Annotated in this window: 16 protein-coding genes and 1 other RNA gene; 15 read left to right on the top strand and 2 right to left on the bottom strand. The window is 43.8% G+C overall.

Going from position 1 to position 21,078, the window contains the following annotated elements:
* The first annotated feature begins 130 nt into the window (after positions 1-130).
* From tig to engB, 5 genes are all read left to right on the top strand, one after another.
* Positions 131-1,405: a prolyl isomerase (trigger factor) gene (gene tig, locus BSU_28230; RefSeq protein NP_390701.1), complete on the top strand. Its 1,275-nt coding sequence runs from the start codon at positions 131-133 to the stop codon at positions 1,403-1,405.
* A 271-nt stretch (positions 1,406-1,676) separates the two neighbouring features.
* Positions 1,677-2,939 carry a protein unfolding ATPase required for presentation of proteins to proteases; Maxwell's demon gene (gene clpX, locus BSU_28220; protein NP_390700.2) on the top strand — a complete coding sequence of 421 codons (1,263 nt, stop codon included), beginning with the start codon at positions 1,677-1,679 and terminating at the stop codon, positions 2,937-2,939.
* 151 nt (positions 2,940-3,090) lie between these two features.
* Complete coding sequence (gene lonB / locus BSU_28210; RefSeq protein ID NP_390699.1) at positions 3,091-4,749, top strand: spore-specific ATP-dependent protease LonB; 1,659 nt, start codon at positions 3,091-3,093, stop codon at positions 4,747-4,749.
* Positions 4,750-4,929: 180 nt separating this feature from the next.
* The gene (gene lonA, locus BSU_28200) at positions 4,930-7,254 is read left to right on the top strand and encodes a class III heat-shock ATP-dependent LonA protease (RefSeq protein NP_390698.1); all 2,325 of its coding nucleotides are present in this window, start codon (positions 4,930-4,932) and stop codon (positions 7,252-7,254) included.
* The gene (gene engB / locus BSU_28190; RefSeq protein ID NP_390697.1) at positions 7,251-7,838 is read left to right on the top strand and encodes a GTPase involved in ribosome 50S subunit assembly (maturation of the central 50S protuberance); all 588 of its coding nucleotides are present in this window, start codon (positions 7,251-7,253) and stop codon (positions 7,836-7,838) included. The genes lonA and engB overlap by 4 nt, the downstream gene beginning before the upstream one ends.
* Positions 7,839-7,859: 21 nt before the next feature.
* On the opposite strand, the gene ysxD is transcribed toward engB, so the two are convergent.
* Entirely contained in the window at positions 7,860-8,357 is a 498-nt protein-coding gene (ysxD, locus tag BSU_28180) for a putative integral inner membrane protein (RefSeq protein NP_390696.2), read from the bottom strand.
* Positions 8,358-8,586: 229 nt separating this feature from the next.
* Between ysxD and hemA the strand changes: the two genes are divergently transcribed.
* The 8 genes from hemA (at position 8,587) to cotN (ending at position 17,756) form a co-directional block, all read left to right on the top strand.
* Positions 8,587-9,954: a glutamyl-tRNA reductase gene (gene hemA / locus BSU_28170; protein NP_390695.1), complete on the top strand. Its 1,368-nt coding sequence runs from the start codon at positions 8,587-8,589 to the stop codon at positions 9,952-9,954.
* Positions 9,955-9,961: 7 nt separating this feature from the next.
* A complete protein-coding gene (gene hemX, locus BSU_28160) occupies positions 9,962-10,792 on the top strand; it encodes a negative effector of the concentration of glutamyl-tRNA reductase HemA (RefSeq protein NP_390694.2) in 831 nt (276 codons plus the stop codon).
* Between the two features lie 32 nt (positions 10,793-10,824).
* A complete protein-coding gene (hemC, locus tag BSU_28150) occupies positions 10,825-11,769 on the top strand; it encodes a porphobilinogen deaminase (hydroxymethylbilane synthase) (RefSeq protein ID NP_390693.1) in 945 nt (314 codons plus the stop codon).
* Positions 11,759-12,547, top strand: a complete 789-nt coding sequence (gene hemD / locus BSU_28140) for a uroporphyrinogen III cosynthase (RefSeq protein NP_390692.1) — start codon at positions 11,759-11,761, stop codon at positions 12,545-12,547. The genes hemC and hemD overlap by 11 nt, the downstream gene beginning before the upstream one ends.
* On the top strand, positions 12,544-13,518 hold the full coding sequence (gene hemB, locus BSU_28130; RefSeq protein NP_390691.1) for a delta-aminolevulinic acid dehydratase (porphobilinogen synthase): 975 nt from the start codon (positions 12,544-12,546) through the stop codon (positions 13,516-13,518). The genes hemD and hemB overlap by 4 nt, the downstream gene beginning before the upstream one ends.
* A 29-nt stretch (positions 13,519-13,547) precedes the next feature.
* Positions 13,548-14,840, top strand: coding sequence for a glutamate-1-semialdehyde 2,1-aminomutase (hemL, locus tag BSU_28120; protein ID NP_390690.1), 1,293 nt, complete (start codon positions 13,548-13,550; stop codon positions 14,838-14,840).
* A 130-nt stretch (positions 14,841-14,970) separates the two neighbouring features.
* Positions 14,971-16,698, top strand: a complete 1,728-nt coding sequence (spoVID, locus tag BSU_28110) for a morphogenetic spore protein (stage VI sporulation) (RefSeq protein NP_390689.1) — start codon at positions 14,971-14,973, stop codon at positions 16,696-16,698.
* Between the two features lie 32 nt (positions 16,699-16,730).
* Positions 16,731-17,756 (top strand): spore coat protein, encoded by a 1,026-nt coding sequence (cotN, locus tag BSU_28100; protein ID NP_390688.1) that lies wholly within the window; start codon positions 16,731-16,733, stop codon positions 17,754-17,756.
* Positions 17,757-17,774: 18 nt separating this feature from the next.
* Here the strand turns inward: cotN and yszA are convergent, their stop codons facing one another.
* Positions 17,775-17,966, bottom strand: a complete 192-nt coding sequence (gene yszA, locus BSU_28099) for a hypothetical protein (protein YP_003097770.1) — start codon at positions 17,964-17,966, stop codon at positions 17,775-17,777.
* A gap of 165 nt (positions 17,967-18,131) precedes the next feature.
* On the opposite strand from yszA, the gene tboV reads away from it, so the two are divergent.
* An RNA gene (tboV, locus tag BSU_misc_RNA_44) (T-box riboswitch specific of valine tRNA) lies at positions 18,132-18,354 on the top strand.
* Between the two features lie 59 nt (positions 18,355-18,413).
* Entirely contained in the window at positions 18,414-21,056 is a 2,643-nt protein-coding gene (gene valS / locus BSU_28090; RefSeq protein NP_390687.2) for a valyl-tRNA synthetase, read from the top strand.
* Positions 21,057-21,078: the final 22 nt, after the last annotated feature.

Genomic DNA, 21,078 nt, shown 5'->3' with positions numbered 1-21,078 from the left:
GCAGTTCATTATTAACATCTATACATAATGATTCTGATCTTTGGCAGCTTTGTTTTTGTTGGACGAAGCCGAATGATTGCTTTAGAATGGAAGACCGACACAACCTGAATAGATTTTTGGAGGGAAACACATGTCTGTAAAATGGGAAAAACAAGAAGGCAACGAAGGCGTTTTAACGGTTGAAGTTGATGCTGAAACGTTTAAAACAGCACTTGATGATGCATTTAAAAAAGTAGTAAAACAAGTTTCAATTCCTGGATTCCGTAAAGGTAAAATTCCTCGCGGATTATTCGAACAGCGCTTTGGCGTAGAAGCTCTTTACCAAGATGCTTTGGATATTCTTCTTCCTGTAGAATACCCTAAAGCGGTTGAAGAAGCTGGAATCGAGCCTGTAGACCGTCCTGAAATCGATGTTGAAAAAATCGAAAAAGGCGAAAGCTTAATCTTCACTGCGAAAGTAACAGTAAAACCTGAAGTGAAGCTTGGCGAATACAAAGGCCTGGGCATTGAAAAAGACGACACAACTGTAACTGACGAAGATGTTCAAAACGAACTAAAAGCCCTTCAAGAGCGTCAAGCTGAGCTTGTTGTAAAAGAAGAAGGCGCCGTTGAAGAAGGAAACACAGTTGTTCTTGATTTCGAAGGATTCGTTGACGGCGAAGCTTTCGAAGGCGGAAAAGCTGAAAACTACTCTCTAGAAGTAGGTTCTGGTTCATTCATCCCTGGCTTCGAAGATCAATTAGTTGGCCTTGAAGCAGGTGCTGAGAAGGATGTTGAAGTGACATTCCCTGAGGAGTACCACGCTGAAGATCTTGCAGGCAAACCAGCTGTGTTTAAAGTGAAAATTCACGAAATCAAAGCGAAAGAGCTTCCTGAGCTTGACGATGAATTCGCAAAAGATATCGATGAAGAAGTGGAAACACTTGCTGAATTAACTGAAAAAACAAAGAAACGTTTAGAAGAAGCAAAAGAAAACGAAGCTGACGCTAAATTGCGTGAAGAGCTTGTTCTGAAAGCTTCTGAAAATGCTGAAATCGATGTGCCTCAAGCAATGGTCGACACTGAGCTTGACCGCATGCTGAAAGAATTCGAACAGCGTCTGCAAATGCAAGGCATGAACCTTGAGCTTTACACTCAATTCTCAGGCCAAGATGAAGCTGCGCTTAAAGAGCAAATGAAAGAAGATGCTGAAAAACGCGTAAAATCTAACCTGACTCTTGAGGCGATTGCGAAAGCGGAAAACCTTGAAGTATCAGATGAGGAAGTTGATGCTGAGCTTACAAAAATGGCTGAAGCATACAACATGCCTGTTGAAAATATTAAACAAGCCATCGGTTCTACTGACGCGATGAAAGAAGATTTAAAAGTTCGCAAAGCAATTGATTTTCTTGTAGAAAACCGTTAATATGGTGCATAATAATAGTACTAATAAAACAGGGCGCGAATCATTCGTGCCTTGTTTTGTACAATTATGAGTTATCTCTTTTTCTTGGGGCAATATAGTTAATGCAGGGCTGTTTTTTGTCATACATATAGAATGTGCAAGTCAGAAACACATTGTTACCGTCTTTTTGGAAAGTATGGTAAAATGCAATACATACTCGTTCGTTTCAAGAATCATTTTCTTTTGCTCTGCCGGTAAAAGAAAAAGTGAGACAAGATTAAGGGGTGAAAGAATGTTTAAATTTAACGAGGAAAAAGGACAATTAAAATGCTCGTTCTGTGGAAAAACACAAGATCAGGTTCGTAAGCTTGTAGCTGGACCTGGTGTATATATATGTGACGAATGTATCGAACTCTGCACTGAAATTGTAGAGGAAGAACTCGGAACAGAAGAAGAAGTAGAATTTAAAGACGTACCAAAGCCTCAGGAAATTCGCGAAATTTTGAATGAATATGTCATCGGCCAAGATCAAGCGAAGAAATCACTTGCTGTTGCTGTGTATAACCACTATAAGCGCATTAACTCCAACAGCAAAGTTGATGATGTTGAGCTTTCAAAAAGTAATATTTCATTAATCGGCCCTACGGGAAGCGGTAAAACCCTTCTGGCGCAAACATTGGCTCGCATTTTAAATGTGCCGTTTGCGATTGCGGACGCTACATCTTTGACTGAAGCTGGATACGTGGGTGAAGATGTAGAGAATATTCTCTTGAAGCTCATCCAAGCTGCTGATTATGATGTGGAAAAAGCCGAAAAAGGCATTATCTATATTGATGAAATCGATAAAGTGGCTAGAAAATCTGAAAACCCGTCTATCACACGTGATGTGTCAGGTGAGGGTGTACAGCAGGCATTGCTTAAAATTCTTGAGGGTACAGTGGCAAGCGTACCGCCTCAAGGTGGACGTAAGCATCCTCATCAAGAATTCATTCAAATTGACACAACAAATATTTTGTTCATTTGCGGCGGAGCTTTCGATGGTATCGAACAAATCATCAAACGCCGTTTAGGCCAAAAAGTGATTGGATTCGGTGCCGACAATAAAGCTGCTGATCTTGAGAAAGAAGATCTTCTTTCAAAAGTGCTTCCAGAAGATTTGCTCCGTTTCGGGTTAATTCCTGAATTTATCGGACGTCTTCCGGTTATTGCAAGCCTTGAAAAGCTTGACGAAGAAGCATTGGTTGCGATCTTAACAAAACCGAAAAACGCTCTTGTTAAGCAATTCAAGAAAATGCTTGAGCTTGACAACGTTGAGCTTGAGTTTGAAGAAGAAGCGCTTTCTGAAATTGCTAAAAAAGCAATTGAACGCAAGACTGGAGCACGCGGACTCCGTTCTATCATTGAAGGCATCATGCTTGATGTGATGTTTGAGCTGCCTTCTCGTGATGACATTGAAAAATGTGTAATCACCGGGGCAACTGTGACACACGGAGAGCCTCCTCGCCTCTTATTAAAAGACGGCACTGAGGTAAGCCAAGATAAAACATCTGCATAAAGATAAGCACAAACCTCCTGAGTGGTAACACTCAGGAGGTTTTTTTGCATGCAACTCTTCCGGAAAAACGTTTATTCCCGTCTTCTATGGGAGATACTAGCAATCAGAGGAATGAATTGGATACATAAATTGTTTTTCAGGAGGGACCACCATGAGTTGGACAGGGATCGCGTTATTTATTCAGCTGTTTTTTGGGATCATCATCGGTTTGTATTTTTGGAATTTGCTTAAAAATCAAAGGACACAAAAGGTCACGATAGATAAAGAATCAAAGAAGGAAATGGAGCAGCTTCGGAAAATGCGCGCTATCAGCTTGTCCGAGCCATTATCTGAGAAGGTCCGCCCCAAAAGCTTTAAAGATATCGTCGGACAGGAAGACGGCATTAAAGCATTAAAGGCGGCTTTATGCGGGCCAAATCCTCAGCATGTGATTGTCTATGGGCCACCGGGAGTTGGGAAAACGGCTGCTGCGCGGCTTGTGTTGGAAGAAGCAAAAAAACATAAACAATCACCGTTTAAAGAGCAGGCTGTCTTTGTGGAACTCGATGCGACAACAGCCCGTTTTGATGAAAGAGGAATTGCCGATCCGCTCATCGGCTCTGTCCATGACCCGATATACCAAGGGGCCGGAGCGATGGGACAGGCTGGGATTCCGCAGCCGAAGCAGGGAGCTGTCACCCATGCCCATGGCGGTGTGCTGTTTATTGATGAAATAGGGGAGCTGCATCCTATTCAAATGAATAAAATGCTGAAGGTGCTTGAGGACAGAAAAGTCTTTTTAGACAGTGCGTATTACAGTGAGGAAAATACACAAATTCCGAATCATATTCATGATATTTTTCAAAATGGGCTGCCGGCTGATTTTCGCTTGATTGGCGCGACCACGAGAATGCCAAACGAAATTCCGCCAGCTATCCGGTCCCGCTGTTTGGAGGTTTTTTTCCGCGAGCTTGAAAAGGACGAGCTGAAAACGGTTGCCAAAACAGCAGCGGATAAAATTGAAAAAAATATCTCCGAAGAAGGACTGGATCTTTTGACCAGCTACACGCGGAACGGGCGGGAAGCCGTCAATATGATTCAAATCGCAGCGGGGATGGCTGTAACGGAGAATCGAAAGGACATTACGATTGAGGATATTGAATGGGTCATTCACTCCAGTCAGCTTACTCCAAAGCACGAGCAAAAAATCGGTGTTGAACCACAGGTTGGCATTGTAAATGGGCTTGCAGTCTATGGGCCTAACAGCGGATCGCTTCTGGAAATCGAAGTAAGTGTAACCGCGGCTCAAGATAAAGGATCAATTAACATCACAGGAATAGCTGAAGAAGAAAGCATCGGCAGCCAATCAAAATCGATCAGGCGAAAAAGCATGGCGAAGGGTTCGGTTGAAAATGTATTAACCGTGCTCCGGACAATGGGAATGAAGCCTTCTGATTATGATATTCACATCAATTTCCCAGGAGGGATTCCGATTGATGGGCCGTCAGCAGGCATTGCGATGGCGGCGGGGATTTTCTCGGCGATACACAAAATTCCTATTGACAATACCGTTGCGATGACGGGCGAAATCAGCCTGAACGGTCTTGTGAAACCCATCGGAGGCGTCATTCCGAAAATAAAAGCGGCCAAGCAGTCCGGTGCGAAAAAGGTGATTATCCCATATGAAAATCAGCAGGCCATCTTAAAGCAGATTGACGGGATCGAGATTATTGCAGTGAAGACGTTCCAAGAAGTGCTTGATGAAATTTTGGTGAATCCGCCAACGGAACAAAAACCGTTTCATATCGAAATCAATAAAGAATCCGTTTAAACCCTATTTTGATAATAGGGTTTTTTTCATGAAGGACATCTTTTCCTTTTTCATATCAGAAAGAAAGGGTATACTACGAGGAGACTGTTTTATAGAAAATGGAACCATGCCGTTTATTGTACAAGGATGAAAAAGTTGTATTATAATGGTTCATACTAAAGTCACGGAGGTGTCAGTCACATGGCAGAAGAATTAAAACGCAGCATCCCGCTCCTCCCTTTAAGAGGTTTATTAGTGTACCCGACGATGGTTTTGCATTTAGATGTAGGACGTGACAAGTCGGTTCAGGCTCTTGAACAGGCAATGATGCATGATCATATGATATTTTTAGCCACTCAGCAGGATATTTCGATAGACGAACCTGGTGAAGACGAGATTTTCACTGTCGGCACCTATACAAAAATTAAGCAAATGCTGAAGCTTCCGAACGGTACGATTCGTGTGTTGGTGGAGGGCCTCAAGCGCGCCCATATCGTCAAATACAATGAACACGAGGATTACACGTCGGTTGACATTCAACTTATTCATGAAGATGATTCAAAAGATACAGAAGACGAAGCATTGATGCGGACTTTGCTAGACCACTTTGATCAGTACATAAAAATTTCTAAAAAAATCTCGGCCGAAACGTACGCTGCGGTTACTGATATCGAAGAGCCGGGGAGAATGGCAGACATCGTTGCTTCTCATCTGCCCCTTAAACTAAAGGATAAGCAGGATATTTTAGAAACGGCTGATGTCAAAGACAGGCTGAACAAGGTCATTGATTTTATTAATAATGAAAAAGAAGTGCTGGAGATTGAGAAAAAAATCGGCCAGCGCGTCAAACGTTCGATGGAGCGTACGCAGAAGGAATACTACTTGCGTGAACAAATGAAGGCGATCCAAAAAGAGCTTGGCGATAAAGAAGGCAAAACTGGCGAAGTTCAGACGCTGACGGAAAAAATCGAAGAAGCAGGCATGCCTGATCATGTGAAAGAAACAGCGCTTAAAGAATTGAACAGATATGAAAAAATTCCGTCAAGTTCTGCGGAAAGCTCTGTGATCCGCAACTATATCGACTGGCTGGTTGCTCTTCCGTGGACGGATGAAACAGATGATAAGCTTGATTTGAAAGAAGCAGGACGTCTCTTGGACGAAGAGCACCACGGGCTTGAAAAAGTAAAAGAACGTATTTTAGAATATTTGGCTGTCCAGAAGCTGACAAAATCCCTGAAAGGCCCGATTCTCTGTTTGGCAGGACCTCCAGGTGTCGGAAAAACGTCTTTAGCCAAATCAATTGCAAAAAGCTTGGGACGCAAATTCGTCAGAATCTCACTCGGAGGAGTTCGGGATGAATCAGAGATACGCGGACACAGACGGACCTATGTCGGAGCAATGCCTGGACGTATTATTCAAGGGATGAAAAAAGCGGGCAAGCTGAATCCGGTCTTCTTATTAGACGAAATTGACAAAATGTCATCTGATTTTAGAGGAGACCCATCATCCGCTATGCTTGAAGTGCTTGATCCAGAGCAAAACAGCAGCTTCAGTGATCACTATATTGAAGAAACCTTTGATTTATCCAAAGTGCTGTTTATCGCAACGGCGAACAATTTGGCCACAATCCCGGGCCCGCTCAGAGACAGAATGGAAATTATTAATATCGCAGGCTACACAGAAATAGAAAAACTTGAAATTGTAAAGGATCACTTGCTTCCAAAGCAAATCAAAGAACACGGGCTGAAGAAAAGCAATCTTCAGCTGCGTGATCAGGCGATTCTTGATATTATTCGTTACTATACGAGAGAAGCGGGTGTAAGAAGCCTTGAACGCCAGCTTGCCGCAATTTGCCGTAAAGCTGCAAAAGCCATTGTTGCTGAAGAGCGAAAACGAATTACGGTTACTGAGAAGAACCTTCAAGATTTTATCGGAAAACGCATTTTCAGATATGGACAAGCTGAAACAGAGGATCAAGTTGGTGTAGTGACAGGGCTTGCGTATACAACCGTTGGCGGAGATACGCTTTCGATTGAAGTATCGCTTTCACCGGGAAAAGGGAAATTAATCCTGACAGGAAAGCTCGGAGATGTTATGAGAGAGTCTGCTCAGGCTGCATTCAGCTATGTGCGATCCAAAACAGAAGAACTTGGCATTGAACCTGACTTTCATGAGAAGTATGATATTCATATACATGTACCAGAGGGTGCGGTGCCAAAAGATGGTCCGTCAGCCGGTATTACGATGGCAACAGCGCTTGTTTCTGCTTTAACGGGACGGGCGGTTTCGCGTGAAGTCGGCATGACTGGGGAAATCACGCTTCGCGGGCGCGTGCTGCCGATCGGCGGCTTAAAGGAAAAAGCGCTTGGCGCACATAGAGCGGGATTAACGACCATTATTGCGCCTAAAGATAATGAAAAAGATATAGAGGATATTCCGGAAAGCGTCAGGGAGGGGCTGACATTTATATTGGCGTCCCACTTAGACGAGGTTTTGGAACATGCCTTAGTAGGAGAGAAGAAATGAAAGTCACAAAGTCAGAAATCGTGATCAGTGCAGTAAAACCGGAACAGTACCCTGAAGGGGGGCTTCCGGAAATCGCATTGGCCGGAAGATCGAACGTAGGAAAATCGTCTTTTATCAATTCATTAATCAATCGCAAAAATCTTGCGAGAACGTCATCAAAGCCGGGAAAAACACAAACGCTTAATTTCTACATTATCAATGATGAGCTGCATTTTGTGGATGTGCCGGGCTACGGTTTTGCCAAAGTGTCAAAGTCTGAGCGTGAAGCATGGGGCAGAATGATTGAAACCTATATCACGACACGCGAGGAATTAAAAGCTGTGGTGCAGATCGTTGATTTGCGGCATGCGCCATCTAATGATGATGTACAGATGTATGAATTTTTAAAGTATTACGGCATTCCTGTTATTGTTATCGCTACAAAGGCGGATAAGATCCCGAAAGGTAAATGGGACAAACACGCGAAGGTTGTCCGACAAACATTAAATATTGATCCGGAAGACGAGCTGATCCTCTTTTCTTCAGAAACGAAAAAGGGAAAAGACGAAGCTTGGGGAGCGATCAAAAAAATGATAAACCGGTAGAGGATCCTCTACCGGTTTTATTTATCGTATAGATTTTTTTCGTTTTATCAATAATAACAATAAACTGATTCCAATAAAGACAAACGGCCAATACTCCTTCAGAAGCGCTGTTGGAATATGCGCAGACTCAAGCCATGCCATAATTTGTTTGAAAAAGTACAAAAACAGGGAAAAACAAATCATCGACACAGCTTCATATACATATTCTTTTTTTTGAACGGTTGAAACGAGAAGTGAGAAGCCGATCATAAAGAGGAGCATTTCAAAATCATCCGGCCACCATACCCATTTCGGCTTGGCAAAAAAGTGTAAACCGATCCCGAAGAGAAGCAAACCGATAAAAAAATGGGGTGTGACGGCTTCTTTTTTTCCTTGATATACAAAGGCTGCGCCTAACAGCATGAGGAGAACAGGCCATTGATCCTGCCCTGAAAACAGTTCGGCTTGGCCGCTTTCTAGCCATGCATATACAGAAGCGGCAAGCAGCAGACAAGGGAATAAAATTGATTTTTGTTTCATGCATATCACCTTCTTGTTTTTTAGAGCTGATGTGTAGTAAATTTCTGCTGTTTTTGGTATTGTCAATAGGAATGCTTCTTTTCCCTGAAGCTTTTTCTAATATAGCATAAGAATTTTAAAATCTGTTCACATTTTGTGAAAGAAACTATGTTATAATTATTATAAATAATGAGTTCTATGTTAGAATGATTATAAATTAAGATTGGGTGTTGGGGGTGTAATTAGAGCGATGCATATACTTGTTGTGGGAGTAGATTATAAATCCGCCCCTATTGAGATACGTGAAAAAGTAAGTTTTCAGCCGAATGAGCTGGCAGAAGCAATGGTGCAGCTGAAAGAAGAGAAAAGCATTCTTGAAAACATCATTGTCTCAACCTGCAACCGCACTGAAATTTATGCGGTAGTCGACCAGCTTCATACCGGCCGTTATTATATAAAAAAGTTTTTAGCTGATTGGTTTCAATTAAGCAAAGAAGAGCTGTCACCGTTCTTAACGTTTTATGAGAGCGATGCCGCTGTTGAGCATTTATTCCGTGTAGCCTGCGGACTTGATTCTATGGTGATTGGCGAAACGCAGATTCTCGGACAGGTACGCGACAGCTTTAAAACAGCTCAGCAAGAAAAAACGATCGGGACTATTTTTAATGAGCTGTTTAAGCAGGCAGTTACAGTGGGCAAACGGACTCACGCCGAAACAGACATTGGCTCAAATGCGGTGTCAGTAAGCTATGCTGCAGTTGAACTTGCCAAAAAAATCTTCGGAAATCTTTCAAGCAAGCACATATTGATTCTCGGTGCGGGAAAAATGGGCGAGCTTGCTGCGGAAAACCTGCACGGACAGGGAATCGGCAAGGTCACTGTCATTAACCGAACATACTTGAAAGCGAAGGAGCTTGCAGACCGTTTTTCAGGTGAAGCGAGAAGCTTGAATCAGCTTGAAAGCGCGCTTGCGGAGGCTGATATTTTAATCAGTTCAACCGGTGCAAGTGAATTTGTCGTGTCCAAAGAGATGATGGAAAACGCGAATAAGCTTCGCAAGGGACGTCCGCTGTTTATGGTCGACATTGCCGTGCCTAGAGATCTTGATCCGGCGCTGAATGATCTTGAAGGTGTTTTTCTTTATGATATCGACGATCTGGAAGGCATTGTAGAAGCGAACATGAAAGAGCGGAGAGAAACAGCTGAAAAAGTTGAACTGTTAATTGAAGAAACCATTGTGGAATTTAAACAATGGATGAATACACTTGGTGTTGTGCCTGTTATTTCTGCATTGCGCGAAAAGGCGCTTGCCATCCAGTCAGAAACGATGGACAGCATTGAGCGTAAGCTGCCTCACTTAAGCACAAGAGAGAAAAAACTGTTGAACAAACACACCAAAAGTATTATTAACCAAATGCTTCGTGATCCGATTTTAAAGGTGAAAGAGCTTGCGGCAGATGCTGATTCTGAAGAAAAGCTCGCGTTGTTTATGCAGATTTTTGATATTGAAGAAGCTGCGGGCCGTCAAATGATGAAAACCGTTGAAAGCAGCCAGAAGGTCCACTCTTTTAAGAAGGCTGAATCAAAAGCGGGCTTTAGCCCACTTGTAAGTGAGTGAAAGCTGAATGATTGATACTGCAATGGCAAGACTTAATGAGGGGACAATCGTCATTTACGCGTTAAGTGTACTCTTTTATTTTATAGATTTTCTTCAACACAACCGGAAGGCTGGAAAAATGGCCTTCTGGTTGCTTTCTATTGTCTGGACTCTGCAAACCGTGTATTTGGCCTATTTTATGTGGGTGACGGGGCGGTTTCCGGTATTAAATGTGACAGAGGCACTTTATTTTTATGCCTGGGTGCTTGTCACGCTGTCACTTGTACTGACAAAGCTTTTACGTGTTGACTTTATCGTGTTTTTTACAAATGTTATAGGATTTTCTATGATCGCCATTCACACATTTTCACCGACAGAGCAGCAGTCAGCTGCTTTTTCCGGGCAGCTTGTATCCGAGCTTTTGGTGATTCATATTACAATGGCGATTCTTTCATACGGCGCTTTTTCCCTTTCTTTCGTTTTTTCTGTGCTATATATGTTTCAATATCATCTGCTGAAAAAGAAAAAGTGGGGAAAATGGCTGTTGAGAATAGAAGATTTATCTAAGCTTGATTATATGGCGTATGTTTTAAATGTCATTGGGGTTCCGATGCTGCTGCTGAGTTTGATTCTCGGCGTCATTTGGGCGTATGTCTCACTAGAAACGCTGTATTGGTTTGACGCCAAAGTGCTTGGTTCGTTTGTCGTCCTGCTGCTGTACAGCTATTATCTTTATATCAGGCTGATTAAGGAGCTGCAAGGAAAGGTCGCTGCACTGTGGAATACGGCTTGTTTTCTGGTGCTGATGATCAATTATTTCCTGCTTGGAAGCCTGTCGCAATTCCATTGGTTCAGTTAAACGATGTCCCAAGCAGATTCGGGAGGAAAGAAATGATGAGAACGATTAAAGTAGGTTCCAGACGGAGCAAACTCGCTATGACTCAAACAAAATGGGTTATTCAAAAACTGAAGGAAATCAATCCTTCGTTTGCTTTTGAAATTAAAGAGATCGTGACAAAGGGCGACCGGATTGTCGATGTTACACTCTCAAAAGTGGGTGGAAAAGGGCTTTTTGTCAAAGAAATTGAACAGGCGCTTTTAAACGAAGAGATTGATATGGCAGTGCACAGCATGAAGGACATGCCTGCTGTTTTGCCTGAAGGCCTTGTGATCGGCTGTATTCCTGAACGGGAGGACCCGCGTGATGCCCTTATTTCAAAGAATCGCGTAAAGCTTTCAGAAATGAAGAAAGGTGCTGTCATTGGCACAAGCAGTTTAAGAAGAAGCGCGCAGCTTTTGATTGAGCGCCCTGACCTTACAATTAAATGGATTAGAGGTAATATAGATACAAGACTTCAAAAGCTGGAAACAGAGGATTATGACGCAATTATTTTAGCGGCTGCCGGCCTTTCCAGAATGGGTTGGAAGCAAGATGTCGTAACCGAATTCCTTGAGCCTGAGCGCTGTTTGCCTGCTGTGGGGCAGGGAGCCCTGGCGATTGAGTGCCGAGAATCGGATGAAGAGCTGTTGGCGTTGTTTTCTCAGTTTACAGATGAATATACAAAACGGACTGTCTTAGCGGAACGTGCTTTTTTAAACGCGATGGAGGGCGGCTGCCAGGTTCCGATCGCGGGCTACTCCGTGTTAAATGGACAGGATGAAATTGAAATGACAGGTCTTGTCGCTTCACCTGACGGCAAAATCATTTTTAAAGAAACCGTCACCGGAAACGATCCGGAGGAAGTAGGAAAGCGCTGTGCCGCTCTTATGGCTGACAAAGGAGCAAAAGATTTAATTGATCGTGTAAAACGGGAGCTTGACGAGGATGGAAAATGATTTTCCGTTGAAAGGAAAAACAGTGCTTGTCACCCGGAATAAGGCACAGGCAGCATCATTTCAGCAAAAAGTGGAGGCGCTTGGCGGTAAAGCGGTTTTAACCTCTTTGATTACGTTTCGCCGCGCTTTGCCGAATGATGTTGCGGAACAGGTAAGAGAGGATCTTGCCGCGCCAGGCTGGCTTGTTTTTACAAGTGTGAACGGGGCAGACTTCTTTTTTTCTTATCTGAAGGAAAATCAGCTTATTCTCCCTGCGCATAAAAAAATTGCAGCCGTCGGTGAAAAAACCGCGCGCCGTTTAAAAATGCATAACGTATCGGTTGATGTGATGCCACAGGAGTATATTGCTGAACAATTGGCTGACGCTCTTAAGCAGCATGCTGAACCGGGGGAGACCATTACCGTGATGAAAGGGAATTTGTCACGTGATGTGATAAAACAAGAGCTTGTCCCGCTCGGTTTTGAAGTAAAGGAATGGGTTCTCTACGAAACGATTCCGGATGAAGAAGGCATTGAGGCATTGAAAGACGCTGCGGGTCAATATTCCTTTGACTATGTAACATTTACGAGTTCATCAACCGTACATACGTTTATGCATGTCTTGGGAGAAGAATTAAAAAAGTGGAAGGCGAATGGGACGGCCTGTATCAGCATTGGGCCTTTAACAAATGATGCCCTTCTGACGTACGGCATCACATCGCATACGCCTGATACATTTACAATAGATGGCATGCTTGAGTTAATGTGCAGCATGTCAAGAGAGGAAGAGAGAATATGAGTCAATCATTTAATAGACACCGCCGCCTGCGGACATCAAAAGCAATGAGAGAAATGGTAAAGGAAACACGTTTGCATCCATCAGATTTTATATATCCGATTTTTGTCGTTGAAGGGCTGGAAGGCAAAAAAGCTGTTCCGTCAATGCCTGATGTTCACCATGTATCATTAGATTTATTGAAGGATGAAGTAGCGGAGCTGGTCAAACTGGGCATTCAATCTGTTATCGTGTTCGGCATCCCGGAAGAAAAAGATGATTGCGGAACACAAGCGTACCATGATCACGGAATTGTCCAAAAAGCCATCACAGAAATTAAAGAACACTTCCCTGAAATGGTTGTTGTCGCTGACACGTGCCTGTGCGAATATACAGACCACGGCCATTGCGGACTTGTCAAAGACGGAGTCATTCTCAATGATGAATCGCTGGAGCTTTTGGCGCAGACAGCTGTCAGCCAAGCGAAAGCAGGTGCGGATATCATTGCGCCATCAAACATGATGGACGGATTTGTTACAGTGATCAGAGAAGCACTTGATAAAGAAGGATTCGTCAATATTCCCATCATGTCTTACGCTGTTAAATATTCAAGTGAGTTTTACGGTCCGTTCCGTGATGCAGCAAACAGCACACCGCAATTCGGAGACCGCAAAACATATCAGATGGACCCTGCCAACCGTATGGAGGCACTCCGCGAAGCACAATCAGATGTTGAGGAAGGCGCGGACTTTTTGATTGTCAAACCTTCGCTTTCTTATATGGATATCATGCGTGACGTAAAAAATGAGTTTACTTTGCCGCTCGTCGCTTATAATGTAAGCGGAGAGTATTCAATGGTGAAGGCTGCAGCGCAGAACGGCTGGATCAAAGAAAAAGAAATTGTGTTGGAAATTTTGACAAGCATGAAGCGCGCGGGTGCCGACCTGATTATTACGTATCATGCGAAAGACGCAGCGAAATGGCTTGCGGAGTAATTTTATTCAGTTGACAGGAGTTGAGGCAGATGAGAAGCTATGAAAAATCAAAAACGGCTTTTAAAGAAGCGCAAAAACTCATGCCGGGCGGTGTGAACAGTCCCGTTCGCGCATTTAAATCGGTAGACATGGACCCGATTTTTATGGAGCGCGGAAAAGGCTCGAAAATCTTTGATATTGACGGGAATGAATATATTGACTACGTCTTGTCATGGGGGCCTTTAATTTTAGGGCATACAAATGACCGCGTCGTAGAAAGCCTCAAAAAAGTGGCTGAATACGGGACAAGCTTTGGTGCTCCGACTGAAGTAGAAAATGAACTGGCTAAGCTCGTCATTGATCGTGTGCCATCTGTAGAAATTGTACGAATGGTAAGCTCCGGAACAGAGGCTACAATGAGTGCCCTCCGTTTGGCAAGGGGCTATACGGGCCGCAACAAGATTTTAAAATTTGAGGGCTGCTACCACGGACACGGCGATTCTCTCTTGATTAAAGCTGGTTCAGGTGTTGCCACTCTCGGTCTGCCTGACAGCCCGGGGGTGCCTGAAGGCATTGCGAAAAACACCATCACCGTTCCGTACAATGATTTAGAAAGTGTAAAGCTTGCTTTCCAGCAATTCGGTGAAGACATTGCGGGAGTCATTGTAGAGCCAGTTGCCGGAAATATGGGTGTTGTTCCGCCGCAAGAAGGTTTCCTTCAGGGTCTGCGTGATATCACTGAGCAGTACGGCTCCCTGCTGATTTTTGATGAAGTGATGACTGGCTTCCGGGTCGATTATAACTGCGCTCAAGGCTACTTCGGCGTAACGCCTGATCTGACTTGTTTAGGAAAAGTAATCGGGGGCGGACTTCCTGTCGGCGCTTATGGCGGAAAGGCAGAAATCATGGAGCAGATCGCTCCAAGCGGTCCGATCTATCAAGCTGGTACATTGTCAGGCAACCCGCTTGCGATGACGGCTGGCTTAGAGACATTGAAACAGCTGACACCTGAATCCTACAAGAATTTCATCAAAAAAGGCGACAGACTGGAAGAAGGAATTTCAAAAACCGCCGGGGCTCATGGCATTCCGCATACCTTTAACCGTGCAGGTTCGATGATCGGTTTCTTCTTTACAAACGAACCAGTCATCAATTATGAAACAGCGAAATCATCTGATTTGAAGCTGTTCGCAAGCTATTATAAAGGGATGGCAAATGAAGGGGTATTCCTTCCGCCATCACAATTCGAAGGTCTTTTCCTCTCAACGGCCCATACTGATGAAGATATTGAAAACACAATCCAGGCAGCTGAGAAAGTATTTGCTGAGATCAGCCGCAGATAAGAGTGAAAACCGGTATCAAGGACTCCTTGTGCCGGTTTTTTCGTGCTCTCCCACTCATATTTTCTCCAGTTCATACATACACCTTTAGTGACATCTAATTTTAAGGATTAGATGAAAGGAGGATATGAACTTGCCGCAAAATCATCGATTGCAATTTTCTGTAGAAGAATCGATCTGTTTCCAAAAAGGACAGGAAGTTTCTGAACTGCTTTCTATTTCATTAGATCCTGATATTAGGGTTCAGGAAGTAAATGATTATGTATCAATCATAGGATCGCTTGAACTTACAGGTGAGTACAACATAGATCAAAACAAACATACCGAAGAGATTTATACAGATAAGCGGTTTGTTGAACAAGTCAGAAAGAGAGAGGATGGAAGTGCGGAACTGACTCACTGTTTTCCTGTGGATATTACCATTCCGAAAAATAAAGTGAGCCATTTACAGGATGTCTTCGTCTTTATTGACGCATTTGACTATCAATTGACGGATTCGCGCATTTTAACAATTCAAGCTGATTTAGCGATCGAAGGGCTTTTGGACGATACGCAAGACAAAGAGCCGGAGATACCTTTATATGAAGCTCCTGCGGCATTCAGGGAGGAAGAGCTTTCAGAGCCGCCGGCACATAGTGTAGTAGAAGAACCGGGTGCATCATCGGCAGAGGAAGCAGTTCTTCAGCATGAACCGCCAGCCGAACCGCCAGAACTTTTTATCTCGAAAGCGGGGCTCCGTGAAGAACTGGAGACAGAAAAAGCAGAATCTGAGCCGCCTGAATCGGTTGCTTCAGAACCAGAGGCCAGAGAAGATGTGAAAGAGGAAGAAGAGTCAGAAGAGCTTGCTGTGCCGGAAACGGAGGTTCGTGCTGAATCGGAAACAGAAGAATCTGAGCCAGAACCTGATCCTTCAGAAATAGAGATTCAAGAGATCGTTAAAGCAAAAAAAGAAACGGCAGAGCCGGCAGCTGCAATAGCGGATGTTCGTGAAGAAGCAGACTCTCCAGCGGAGACTGAGCTTCGTGAACACGTTGGAGCAGAAGAATCGCCTGCTTTGGAAGCTGAGCTTCATTCAGAGACTGTGATTGCAAAGGAAAAAGAGGAAACAACAGTGTCTCCTAATCATGAATATGCGCTGCGCCAAGAGGCTCAAAATGAAGAAGCAGCTCAATCGGATCAGGCTGATCCTGCGCTTTGCCAAGAAGAGGCGGAACCGGATGAAGCTTTGGAGAGTGTATCAGAGGCCGCTCTCTCCATAGAAGATAGCAGAGAAACAGCTTCAGCTGTATATATGGAGAATGACAATGCCGATTTACATTTCCATTTCAATCAAAAAACAAGCTCGGAGGAGGCATCTCAAGAAGAATTGCCTGAACCGGCATACCGTACCTTCCTGCCTGAACAAGAAGAGGAGGATTCTTTTTATTCAGCGCCTAAGCTGCTGGAGGAGGAAGAACAAGAGGAAGAGAGCTTCGAAATTGAAGTGAGAAAAACACCATCAGCTGAAGAGCCTAAGGAAGAAACACCTTTTCAATCCTTCCAGCTGCCTGAATCTTCTGAGACTGAAAGGAAGGAAACGGATGCTGTTCCTAGGGTTGCTCCTGCTGCTGAAACGAAGGAACCTCAAACAAAGGAAAGTGATAATTCTCTTTATTTAACAAAACTCTTTACAAAAGAAGCGGATGAGTTTTCGAGAATGAAAATTTGTATTGTGCAGCAGGAAGATACGATCGAGCGTTTATGCGAACGGTATGAAATTACATCCCAGCAGCTGATCAGGATGAATTCTTTAGCCTTGGATGATGAATTAAAAGCAGGACAGATTCTCTATATTCCTCAATATAAAAATAGCCATGCGTAAACCGTAAGTGATCGGAAAATGTGGTGAATGAAATGGAAGATACCCAATCGGTTCTTCAGGAATACGGACTGACTGCTCAATTTATTGAGCCTGTCAGTCCTCTTGTTTGGAAAGTGTATACAGACTACGGCATATTTGCCCTGAAAAAATTGAAAGAAGGTCGCGGCAAGCATTTTACAGATCATATGGTGGCGATTGAGGAAAAAGGCTTTCGTTCATTCGTTCCCGTTTACAGAACAAATAGCGGTGAGTTTTTCTCAGCAGGCATACAATACGGAGATATCTACTATTTAATGCCTTGGCTCCAATTTGACCAAGAGGAAGAACGGGATCAAAAACATGCTTATTTATTTAGAGAAACAGCCCGTCTTCACGAGAGAACCGCGCAGGAACTAAAGGTTAGACGTGATGAGATTGAACGTTATTACGGGCAAACGAAAAAAAAGTGGGAACAAGATAAAATTTTCTATGAGCAGTTTGTGGATAGAGCGGAGAAGGAATGGTACCTTTCTCCCTTTGAACTCCAGGCCATAACCTATTTTTCTGAAACCATTTCCGCGGTGAACTTTGCGCTGGAACGGCTGGAGGACTGGTATGAGTCCGCAAAGGAAAAGGACGTTTCAAGGGTTGTAATGAACCACGGCAGCCTGTCTATACACCATTTTCTGTATAATGATGCCGGGACCGGATATTTTACAAACTTCGAAAGAGCATCTGTCGGTCCGCCGCAAAACGACCTGCTCGGCTTTTATACAAAAATGTTCAGAGGCTTTCCGAAAGCTTGTCCGGAATGCGTCGAATGGTTTTATGGATATACGAAATCATTCCCTTTGCGTGAAGCGGAAGTCAGCCTTTTTCTCAGCTATATGGCATATCCGGCAGCCATGTACAAGGTGCTGAACGGTTATCAAACTGGGAAAAGACAGCATGAAAAAGAGGAATGTACACAATTATTAAAGGCTTATTGGCAAATGAAAAACATAGAGCCGTTTGTGATGAAAATTCATCAGATTGAACAAGAGAAAAAATTTCAGGCTGAAAACGAGTCCACGTCTTAATGGCGCGGACTTGTTTGTTTATATCCATTCTAAATGAAGGGCGCAAGCTAAAAAGATTAGGATTGCGAGCAGCAAAACATCAAAGGTTGTCGGAAAGAAAATGGTTCTGATTCCTTGAAAAATCGTAATGGGAATAATCACTTGTGCGGATACAAGCCGAATTTGCCTTACCCATGGCGGCAGCGAATAAGAGCTGAAACGTTTCTTCACGGTGCATCCTCCTCTACGCATTTACAAGCATCATATGTAAACTTGGGCAATAGGTGCCTGCCCATCTGTATAGAAAGCGGTGTTTTTGGAAAAGATGATTGACGAATCAAAAACACTTTTACTATAATAAAGAACATAAATAATGTATACAATGAGCTGATAAATACACCTGCTTAGAACGGGAAGAGTACAAAAAAGGCGCATGCAGAGAGAGAAGCCGTTTGCTGAAAGGCTTCTTATGTTGTCTGATTGGAAGGTCGCCCGGGAGCATAATTTCTTGAAAGAAGAGTAGAGAAATTCGGGAAACACCCGTTATCCGTTATAAGTGCATGAACTGATTGAGTTCATGAAAAAAGGTGGTACCGCGAAAGAGCTTTTCGTCCTTTTACAGGGATGAAGAGCTCTTTTTTCGTTCTCAGCCATTTTTAAACATGCTGGAGGGTTATGATGGAAACGAATGAACAAACAATGCCGACGAAATATGATCCGGCAGCGGTTGAAAAAGACCGATATGATTTTTGGCTAAAAGGCAAATTTTTTGAAGCGGGCAGTGACCAGACAAAAGAGCCATACTCTGTTGTCATCCCGCCGCCAAACGTAACAGGGAGACTTCACCTTGGCCACGCATGGGACACAACGCTGCAAGACATTGTAACAAGAATGAAACGCATGCAGGGCTATGATGTGCTGTGGCTTCCTGGCATGGACCACGCCGGCATCGCGACACAGGCTAAAGTGGAGGCGAAACTTCGTGAAGAAGGCAAATCCCGCTACGATTTAGGCCGTGAAAAATTCCTCGAAGAAACGTGGAAGTGGAAGGAAGAATATGCTGACTTTATTCGCAGCCAGTGGGCGAAATTAGGTCTTGGCCTAGATTATTCCCGTGAACGTTTTACGCTGGATGAAGGCTTGAGCAAAGCGGTAAGGGAAGTATTCGTTAAGCTTTATGAAAAAGGCCTGATCTACAGAGGCGAATATATTATTAACTGGGACCCAGCGACAAAAACAGCCCTATCCGACATTGAGGTGATTTACAAGGATGTTCAAGGCGCATTCTATCATATGAGCTATCCGCTTGCTGACGGTTCAGGCTCAATTGAAATTGCGACGACACGTCCTGAAACAATGCTCGGTGATACAGCTGTTGCCGTTCACCCTGAAGACGAGCGCTATAAACACCTTATCGGAAAAACGGTGATCCTGCCGATTGTAAATCGTGAAATTCCGATTGTCGGTGATGACTATGTTGATATGGAATTTGGTTCAGGTGCCGTGAAAATTACGCCTGCTCATGATCCGAACGACTTCGAGCTTGGCAACCGCCACAATTTAGAACGCATCCTTGTCATGAATGAAGATGGCACGATGAATGAAAATGCGCTCCAATATCAAGGTATGGATCGTTTTGAATGCCGCAAAAAGCTCGTGAAAGATTTACAGGAGGCGGGAGTTCTCTTCAAGATCGAGGATCATATGCACTCTGTCGGCCATAGTGAACGAAGCGGGGCTGTTGTGGAGCCTTATCTTTCTACACAATGGTTTGTGCGCATGCAGCCGCTTGCTGATGCAGCGATTGAGCTGCAAAAAAAAGAAGAAAAGGTCAACTTTGTGCCTGACCGTTTCGAAAAAACGTATTTACACTGGATGGAAAATATCCGCGACTGGTGTATCTCCCGTCAATTGTGGTGGGGCCATCGTATTCCTGCCTGGTATCATAAAGAAACAGGCGAGCTATATGTCGGACTTGAAGCGCCGGAAGACAGCGAAAATTGGGAACAGGATACAGACGTACTGGATACATGGTTCAGTTCTGCGCTATGGCCTTTCTCCACAATGGGCTGGCCTGATGTAACGGCTGAAGACTTTAAACGCTACTATCCGACAGATGTTCTCGTGACAGGGTACGATATCATTTTCTTCTGGGTATCACGCATGATTTTCCAAGGCATTGAATTTACAGGCGAGCGCCCGTTCAAAGATGTTTTAATCCACGGCTTAATCCGTGACGAGCAAGGCCGGAAAATGAGTAAATCTCTTGGCAACGGTGTCGACCCGATGGATGTGATTGACAAGTACGGAGCCGATTCTCTGCGTTATTTCCTTGCGACTGGAAGCTCTCCTGGCCAGGATCTGCGCTTCAGCTATGAAAAAGTGGAATCGACCTGGAATTTTGCCAATAAAATTTGGAACGCCTCCCGTTTTGCATTAATGAATATGGATGGCATGACGTACGATGAGCTTGATCTGTCAGGTGAAAAGTCAGTCGCTGACAAGTGGATTTTAACGCGATTAAATGAAACGATCGAGCACGTGACCCAGCTTGCTGACCGATATGAATTTGGTGAAGTAGGACGCCATTTATATAACTTTATTTGGGATGATTTCTGTGATTGGTATATTGAAATGGCGAAGCTTCCGCTTTATGGAGAAGACGAAGCGGCTAAGAAAACTACCCGTTCCATCCTTGCTTACGTACTTGATCAAACGATGCGTCTGCTCCATCCGTTTATGCCATTCTTAACGGAGGAAATTTGGCAGCACCTTCCTCACCAAGGGGAATCGATTACAGTAAGTCAATGGCCTGCAGTAGTGCCGGAGCATACCGATACTGAAGCGGCAGCTGACATGAAGCTTCTTGTTGAGCTGATCCGTTCTGTGCGCAATATCCGCAGTGAAGTCAATACGCCAATGAGCAAGCAGGTTGAACTGTACATTAAAACAAGCACAGACGAAATAGCGTCCCGCCTCGAAGCGAACCGTTCATATGTTGAACGCTTTACGAATCCGAGCGTGCTTAAAATCGGCACCGATATTGAGGCTGTTGATAAGGCGATGACGGCCGTTGTCTCAGGAGCAGAGGTTATTCTTCCGCTTGAAGGCTTAATCAATATTGATGAAGAAATTGCCCGTCTGCAAAAAGAATTTGATAAACTGACAAAAGAAGTTGAGCGTGTCCAAAAGAAACTTGGAAATGAAGGATTTATGAAAAAAGCGCCTGCACACGTAATTGATGAAGAACGTGAAAAAGAAAAAGATTATGTGGCGAAGCGTGACGCTGTTCAAAAACGAATGGCTGAGCTGAAGGGTTAATGAAAAGCCGGGGCGGTTTCTA

Origin of the sequence: Bacillus subtilis subsp. subtilis str. 168 (assembly GCF_000009045.1) — a bacterium.
GTDB classification, from domain to species: domain Bacteria; phylum Bacillota; class Bacilli; order Bacillales; family Bacillaceae; genus Bacillus; species Bacillus subtilis.
This window is presented reverse-complemented; position numbering and strand designations above follow the sequence as displayed.